The organism is Methylophaga thalassica (assembly GCF_030159795.1).
Lineage (GTDB): Bacteria > Pseudomonadota > Gammaproteobacteria > Nitrosococcales > Methylophagaceae > Methylophaga > Methylophaga thalassica.
In genome coordinates, this window is sequence record NZ_BSND01000006.1 from 266,203 (window position 1) to 273,372 (window position 7,170).

At 46.4% G+C, this 7,170-nt stretch carries 8 protein-coding genes; 2 read left to right on the plus strand and 6 right to left on the minus strand.

Going from position 1 to position 7,170, the window contains the following annotated elements:
• Position 1: 1 nt before the first annotated feature.
• Positions 2-2,194: a TonB-dependent siderophore receptor gene (locus QQL60_RS12250; RefSeq protein WP_284723489.1), complete on the plus strand. Its 2,193-nt coding sequence runs from the start codon at positions 2-4 to the stop codon at positions 2,192-2,194.
• A gap of 114 nt (positions 2,195-2,308) precedes the next feature.
• On the opposite strand, the gene QQL60_RS12255 is transcribed toward QQL60_RS12250, so the two are convergent.
• From QQL60_RS12255 to QQL60_RS12270, 4 genes are all read right to left on the minus strand, one after another.
• The gene (locus tag QQL60_RS12255; protein ID WP_284723490.1) at positions 2,309-2,953 is read right to left on the minus strand and encodes a hypothetical protein; all 645 of its coding nucleotides are present in this window, start codon (positions 2,951-2,953) and stop codon (positions 2,309-2,311) included.
• A gap of 57 nt (positions 2,954-3,010) precedes the next feature.
• On the minus strand, positions 3,011-3,370 hold the full coding sequence (locus QQL60_RS12260; RefSeq protein WP_284451436.1) for a glutaredoxin family protein: 360 nt from the start codon (positions 3,368-3,370) through the stop codon (positions 3,011-3,013).
• Positions 3,367-4,362, minus strand: coding sequence for a hypothetical protein (locus QQL60_RS12265; RefSeq protein WP_007144147.1), 996 nt, complete (start codon positions 4,360-4,362; stop codon positions 3,367-3,369). Before QQL60_RS12265 ends, QQL60_RS12260 begins: the two co-directional genes overlap by 4 nt.
• 62 nt (positions 4,363-4,424) lie before the next feature.
• The gene (locus QQL60_RS12270) at positions 4,425-4,790 is read right to left on the minus strand and encodes a winged helix-turn-helix transcriptional regulator (RefSeq protein WP_007144148.1); all 366 of its coding nucleotides are present in this window, start codon (positions 4,788-4,790) and stop codon (positions 4,425-4,427) included.
• Between the two features lie 190 nt (positions 4,791-4,980).
• On the opposite strand from QQL60_RS12270, the gene QQL60_RS12275 reads away from it, so the two are divergent.
• Positions 4,981-5,394, plus strand: a complete 414-nt coding sequence (locus QQL60_RS12275; protein ID WP_284723491.1) for an ester cyclase — start codon at positions 4,981-4,983, stop codon at positions 5,392-5,394.
• A 71-nt stretch (positions 5,395-5,465) separates the two neighbouring features.
• On the opposite strand, the gene QQL60_RS12280 is transcribed toward QQL60_RS12275, so the two are convergent.
• On the minus strand, positions 5,466-6,755 hold the full coding sequence (locus tag QQL60_RS12280; protein ID WP_284723492.1) for an ISL3-like element ISPpu12 family transposase: 1,290 nt from the start codon (positions 6,753-6,755) through the stop codon (positions 5,466-5,468).
• A gap of 21 nt (positions 6,756-6,776) precedes the next feature.
• The coding region (gene lspA, locus QQL60_RS12285; protein WP_284723493.1) for a signal peptidase II at positions 6,777-7,170 on the minus strand (394 nt) is incomplete at its 5' end.

Below are 7,170 nucleotides of genomic sequence, written 5' to 3' on the forward strand. Positions count from 1 at the left end.
TATGGGAACGGACCTTAATCGTTATGAATTCGATATCGCCGGCTCTGCGACTGGCTTTGATACGGACGTGAATGAGTTGCCTCGTTCAGTACAGGTGTTACCAGAGCAGCTTATTCTGGATCAAAACGCCACTCATCTGGATGATGTGTTACAAAATGTGGCAGGCATTACTCGTGCTCATGGTTTCGGTGGCGTTGAGATTCAGGTCAATATTCGTGGATTTACCAATAACCGTCTATTTGTTGATGGAAACCCGGTGAGTAACCGCCATAACGTCGATGTAGCCACCATTGACCGTGTGGAAGCCATTCTCGGGCCTGCCTCTGTTTTGCATGGTCAGGTCAGTCCCGGTGGTTTAATTAATATCATTACTAAAAAGCCACAAACCATTAAAAGCAACAGCCTTCAAGCTGATTTTGATGAACATGGCCGCCGTAAACTGACCTTGGACAGCACAGGACCACTGAATGATGTTCTCCAATATCGCTTGATTGTGGCAGGTGAAGACTCAGAAAGTTTCCGTGAAACACAAACTGTAACCGGTGATCATCGTGCTGATATCAGAGGCCTGACTATCGCACCTTCATTTAGTTATACCCCGGATGCAAACAATACCTTTACCTTGAGTTTATTACACGTTGATCAAACATTACCGATTGACCGTGGCACGGTTGCCGTCGCCGATGCCAGTGGTGAATTGCACATTGCGAATCTTCCAGAAGAGCGACGACTGGGAAGTCAGTTTGATGAGCGTGACAGCACAGAAAAACAAATTCAGTTTGATTTTGACCATGAGTTTGATAATGGCTGGAAAAACCAATTAAAGCTGGGTTATTACCAGAAAAAGTTTGATGATTACCAGGCACGACCATTACGTGGACTGAATGATAGCTGGACTTTAGGTACTGGGCCAGTTGATATAAGTAATCTATCTGCAATTAGAACTTCCGCTAATGGCGCGGCTGTACAAGCAAACGGCCTGCTGATTCGTACGGCTGATTCCAATCTGAATGTCACAGAAGATGACTTCTTTATTTCTAATAGTCTGACTGGTGATTATCGTTTTGGCGATATTGATAATACACTTTATATCGGTGCAAACCTGCACAAACGCAATATCCGTCATACGGATGGGTTTGCCATGCAAAATATATCCGGCAGTCTGTATGCACCCTATCTTGATGTGATTGATATCTATAGCTCAAATAACCCAGCCTATACTAAGCAATCACAGACTAGCGTCAGTAAAAATGATGCGGAATATACCGAGTACGGACTGTCTATTCAAAACCTGGCTTATTTGACTGACCGCCTGAATCTACTAGCAGGGCTTCGTTATGATCGGTTTGAAATTGAACGTAATGACAAAATTTATTACCAACAAGGCGCCAACCTACTCTTCACTAAACTCGATGATCCTTTAGCAGTAAATATCAAAGGCGATAATCATAATGTGAGTGGTCAAGTGGGCTTGTTGTACCATCTCACCGATGCCTTTTCTGTATATGGTTCCTGGTCTGAGTCATTTACCCCTAACTACCCTGATGTCACCGCAGGTCAGATCAGTGGCGAAAATAGCATGGCACCGGAAGAAGCCACGCAATATGAAGTGGGTATTAAATCGAGCTTTTTGGATGACAAAGTGCGAGTTACGGCTTCGCTGTATCAATTAACACGTGAAAACGTAATGACATTCGAGAACCTGCAAGCCAGACTCAACGGGGAAGAAGAAACCAAAGGCGTCGAATTAACCACGACCATGCAATTTATACCTGGTCTGAATATTCTCGCCTCTTATACTCATATGGATAGTGAAATTATCAACGATAATGATGATAAAAAAACGTTAGAGGGTAATAGCCCATACGGTATTCCTCAAAACAAAGCCCGAGTTTGGGGCTCTTATGAGTTTCAACAAGGCATATTAAAAAGTTTCGGTTTAGGCTTAGGTGCAGAATACGTCGGAGCTCGTTATGGTGATGATGAAAACAGCTTTAAAATACCGAGCTATACCATCGTCGATACTGCAGCCTGGTATTACATTCCGATGGGGAAAGACAAACAGTTACGCTTACAGGCAGGCATCAAGAACCTCACCGATAAAACCTATTATCCAGCAAACTTAGGCAGCCCATATCGTATCAATGTTGGTGCACCCAGAACCGCCTACATCTCAGCACGACTGGAATTTTAAAAAGTCTTGGGTGAAAACGAGATAAGCTGAGCAAAACGGCAGGCAGGCTCCCTCCGAAAAAAGGAAGCGTGCCTGCCGTTTTTTATGGTTTCAAACAGCCGTCAGTTCTATTCGCTATGCCATGGCATCCGTCAACTTGTTATAAAAACTCATATTTTTCTGATACTGCTCAAAAGAGATCATACTGTGATTATATTGATACTCCACACTCTCAATAATCTCTGAAACCGCCGCACCATAATCATAGTCGGGGCTGGCATAAGGGTTAACCCAATTAGGGTCACCTGGTTCACGCCCAATATTTGCTAACCCTACGGCAAAGATCATGTGAGTTGGAATGTCCATAATTGATAGCCCATCAGAGGCTTCTTCCCAAGCGGCTTTAAATGAAGCGGGTGCATTGTCCGGAGGGAAAGTAAGCATATTACCCTCACCAATTGTGGTTAGGCCGTCATTATTTAAATCTCGTGTATGGCCGGGAGCAGTCAATAGATTAGCCGCCCCTTCATCAGATAACACCGAAATGTTAATAGGCTCAGCCAAGCTATGAGCCTGCCTGACTATATCCAGTTCATCAGCAGATAAACTTCTCAATGCCGCTTTCGGATCATTAGTCTGCTGCACTTTTTGCAGAATACTCTGGAAGGTTTCTACGGCATCATCCGACATTTTTCGTTGATGCATTAGGGCAACCGACTTATCTGATAAGGTGGCAATATTTGCCGTTACATCTCGTGATGATTGGCTTGAAATGGTCATTTTATGTCCTCGTCCTGGAGTTCAATGACAAATTTGCAATCTCAGTGCCAACCCTCTTCAGTTTATGTCGGCAGACTTGGCAGGGATGGCGTCCAGATACTTTAAAACAAGATCGGGGTTATAGCTGCGGATTACATGCTTATTCACTACTAATAGTGGTACGCCTCTCCCACCTAGCGCTTCAAAATTACGTTTGGCTTGTGCCGACTTTTCAATATCCAGATCATCATAAGCAATATTTCTTCGTGCCATAAATGCACGCATTTTTGCACAGTAACCACACCATTCTGTGGAATACATCGTCACATAAGTGGCGGGTAAATAAGAGTAATCTTTAGGCGGATAAAGGACATCTTTTATCGTAGGCCACTGCTGGAAGAGTAGAAAAACAGCTACAAACAGCAGAAACTTTTTCATTGAATCACTGGCACTTTAGCCTGCCAGCTCGCAGGTAAACGTATCACTAGCTGGTAACGGACTTTGTGCCAAAAACCTGATAAAAGTAATAAAGAAAAACCAATAAAAACACCAACATAAGCAAAACTATCTCCAGCCAGACCATAGGTATCTAATAGTTTCGTTAATGCCACCAGCACATAGACCAACGCAGACACCATAAATGCCCGGCGATCGATCACCAATGACACCAATGTCAGCAGAATATATAAGCCCATAATCAATGCCAGAGTAGCAGTGCTGTGTTGACCATCAAAAATACCCAAAGTAGAGAATATCGGATGCACAATCAATGGGGCGGCCGTCAGATGTAACCAAAAGGCGACATCGGATTTCCCGGTCACGCGTTTTAAATCTGCCGAGTCCCATTTCATAGCCACCATAAATACCACCAGGCCACCGCCGAACATTAACCAGCTTAAATAATTCTTCAATATCGGGAAAAGAGAAACCAATAGCGAGACGATAAAGACAACTGCGGATGCTGTGCCAGCAGCGACCGTTATCGGCACTTTAAACCGCTTCCAATGACACCATGCTGCAATAGCGGCAATCGAGCCCGCCAGCATAAAACCATTCTCTGAGGGTAATCCCAGTGCTAAAACAACGGCAGCAAATATACTGCCGACAAAGCTCACTAACAAAAAGATGCCGGGCAGCGCCATTTTTCGTTTTAATACAAAAAACTCAGCCAATCCCCAAGACAACACCGCCACCACCACCGCAGCTAATGGCGCACTAATGCCTTGTAAGACCCAGCCCGTCGACAGCAATAATAAAGCACAGGCCATCAATACAAAGATATCGTTAAAACTCGACACTAGTTTGAAATCTTCTTCATCTGCAAAGTGGGTATTACGCCGTTGCAGTGCATCTACGCGGAATTGTTCAACAGCTGAAGCAGTAAATATTCCTTTCTCTACCGCTTGTTCCAGATCATTATCGGTGTACATTGTTTTCCTTCATTGTCGCGCTGGGTTCTGCTCTAAAGCTGAAAATAGACTACTCAAATCGATTACTGAGTGGCTTGTTCATCATAGGCTTGCTGGGCTTCGATAACATGCTCGATATTGCCTTCCGACCAATTTCTTATGCCCTCCAGCAATTCAATCAACGTTTTTCCAAGTGAGGTTAATGAATATTCCACTTTCGGAGGCACTGTCGGATATACCTGACGACTCACCAAACCATCTCGCTCAAGTCCACGTAATGTCTGGGTCAGCATTTTCTGAGAAATACCGTCCAGTTCGCGCCGTAACTCACCAAAGCGTTTTGTTTCTTCAGCAAGTGCACCAACAGTGAGCACTGTCCACTTATCAGCAATACGATCGAGTACTAAACGGGTCGGGCAGTGTTGATTATAAACATTCCATTCAATCATAAATCATTGTTTCTCTTAATTAGTTACTTTTTTGTATGTATATAACTATAAAGTGCCTTCTTGCGGAAAGATACTGTCAAACATAATATTTGTCCTGTCAATGAAATGCAACTAAGAGGACATCATTATGCAACGCTATTTCTTACACATTCTCATACTAACAACCTTACTTTTTAATGGAGCAAGTGCCATGGCTGACACAGCAACTAAAGCAAACTTAACCTTACTGAGCAATTTTGCTGGCGAGGTTTTTGTTAATAAAGATCTATCAAACCTTAATAAATACATGAAAAAAGATTATATTCAGCATAATGCAGCGGTATCACAGGGCAGTGAAGGATTTAAAACGTTTTTCAGTAACTGGTTCACAGCTATTCCGGACTTTAACTACGAGTTAAAAAACATCATTGCAAATGATGAGTATGTTTGGGTATACGGCACATATTCTGGAACACATGATAATGAATGGTTAGGTATTCCAGCGACACATGCCAAGTATAAGTTTGATGCGATTGATATTTTCAGAGTCGAAGATGGTCAATTAGCAGAGCATTGGGATGTTATGGACTTACATACCTTATTTACTCAGTTACAAGTTAAGTAGTCTTATAAAAAAGGGGTATACGGATTTAATGGTTGATGGGGCACCTTCACCCCATCAATCTGATACCACCCTCAGATGGTTGATAGATCGACTCCGTAGTTGAGTCCCTCTGCGAAGTCCGGCAGTCCGTAACCGATGGTTTTCTTGTAGAAAGGAGAGACCTTCGCAGTCGGTGCCTTCTTCTTGTGCTTCGTGGTGTAGAGCATTCGTGCCCGCATCACCTCGAAGGAGTAACCGCGCCCTTCACGGTTCTTGTCCTTGGCCAGTCGGTTGATGGACTCCGTGTAAGCGTTGGTGACGGGCATGTCCGTCTCGAAGTAGGTCATGGTCTCTTCGCGCCAGTTTCCCACTGCCCTGACCAGATCGCTCCAGACTTCCTTTTGGCCCTTCGGGATGGTGGCTATCCACTCGTCCAGGGCGGCTTCTGCCTGGAGCCGTGTGGTGGCGTCCCAGATGCCGTAGAAGCGCTCCTTGTGCTCGTAGGCGGCCAGCAGTTGCGGGAACGCGCCTGTCCAGGTCTCCATGATGAGGCGCTCCCGGTCTGAGACTTCGTGAGCGCGTTTCAGCAGGATTTTCCGGTCTCCCTTGAGAGTCCGGCTCTGGGACGGTTTCAGCTCCTTTCTGAGGCCCTTGCGCACTCTCTCTAGGGCATCGTTGGCCATGCGCACCACATGGAACTTATCGACCACGATACGGGCCTGGGGCAGCACAGCCTTGACCGCTGCCCGGTAGGGGTTCCACATGTCCATGCTGACGATCTCGACCTTCTGCCGGTCTTTCAGCTTCATCAGGTAGTTGGTCACCACGTCTTGGCGGCGGGTGGCCAGCAGGTCGAGCAGGGTTCGCTCCTCAATGTTGGTCAGAATGCAGCGGTAGCGCTTGTTCAGGTATAGCTCGTCAATGCCCAGGATGCGGGGCGTCTCGAAGCGGTGCCAGCGCCCCAGGAACTCGGCGCGGGCGTTGAAGATGTCGCGCACCGTCTTCTCGTCCAGGCCGGTCTGTGCCGCCACAAAGGTGTAGGGGTGGTTGAAGGATTCCTTCTCCACGTACTCATGCAGCCGCAGTGTCATACGGAATCCGTCCACCATCTCCGGTAGCTGGGGCCTGAATGTTGTCTTGCAGGCCCGGCAGGTGTATCGGCGGCGGACCACCCAGAGAGTGACCCGCTTGCCGTGGATGGGCAGATCACGATAGGGAACGTCACGCTTGCCGAACCGTACGAACTCACCCTGCACGCCGCATTCCTCGCAGGCGATGGGATCGGGCACGTCCACCTGGAAGTGCATTTCGTCGTCGGTTGATTTGCAGCCCAGTACTTGGTATTGCGGCAGGTGAAGGATGTTGTCGGGAAGTTCGGTCATGGTGTTGTATAGGCGTAGGTGTCAGTCAGATCCATCCGACTCGGCATTGGTGTTTGCTTTTTTACCCAACAAGCTGCTGGAAACGAAAAGTAAGGCACCGAGGACAATTGCAATATCAGCCAGGTTGAAGGCCGGCCAATGCCAGTCTCGCCAATAGAAATCAAAGGAATCCACAACATAGCCGCGAAAGACCCGGTCAATCAGGTTGCCCATGGCGCCACCGAGGATAAGACTGTAAGCGATGGCTTCTCCTTTATGACGATTTTCAAGGATCAGCTTGATCAGAAAAATCGAGACCACTACCGCGATTCCGATAAAAAAGTAGCGCTGCCAGCCTCCACCATTCGCAAAAAGACTGAATGCGGCACCGGTGTTCCATAGGTGCACCCAGTTAAAGAACGGGGTCACCGAAACA

Bases quoted from the DNA above. Each gene is read 5' to 3' on its own strand.
- QQL60_RS12250 (WP_284723489.1), top strand. From the start codon at position 2: ATGGGAACGGACCTTAATCGTTATGAATTCGATATCGCCGGCTCTGCG.
- QQL60_RS12255 (WP_284723490.1), bottom strand. From the start codon at position 2,953: ATGACCATTTCAAGCCAATCATCACGAGATGTAACGGCAAATATTGCC.
- QQL60_RS12260 (WP_284451436.1), bottom strand. From the start codon at position 3,370: ATGAAAAAGTTTCTGCTGTTTGTAGCTGTTTTTCTACTCTTCCAGCAG.
- QQL60_RS12265 (WP_007144147.1), bottom strand. From the start codon at position 4,362: ATGTACACCGATAATGATCTGGAACAAGCGGTAGAGAAAGGAATATTT.
- QQL60_RS12270 (WP_007144148.1), bottom strand. From the start codon at position 4,790: ATGATTGAATGGAATGTTTATAATCAACACTGCCCGACCCGTTTAGTA.
- QQL60_RS12275 (WP_284723491.1), top strand. From the start codon at position 4,981: ATGGCTGACACAGCAACTAAAGCAAACTTAACCTTACTGAGCAATTTT.
- QQL60_RS12280 (WP_284723492.1), bottom strand. From the start codon at position 6,755: ATGACCGAACTTCCCGACAACATCCTTCACCTGCCGCAATACCAAGTA.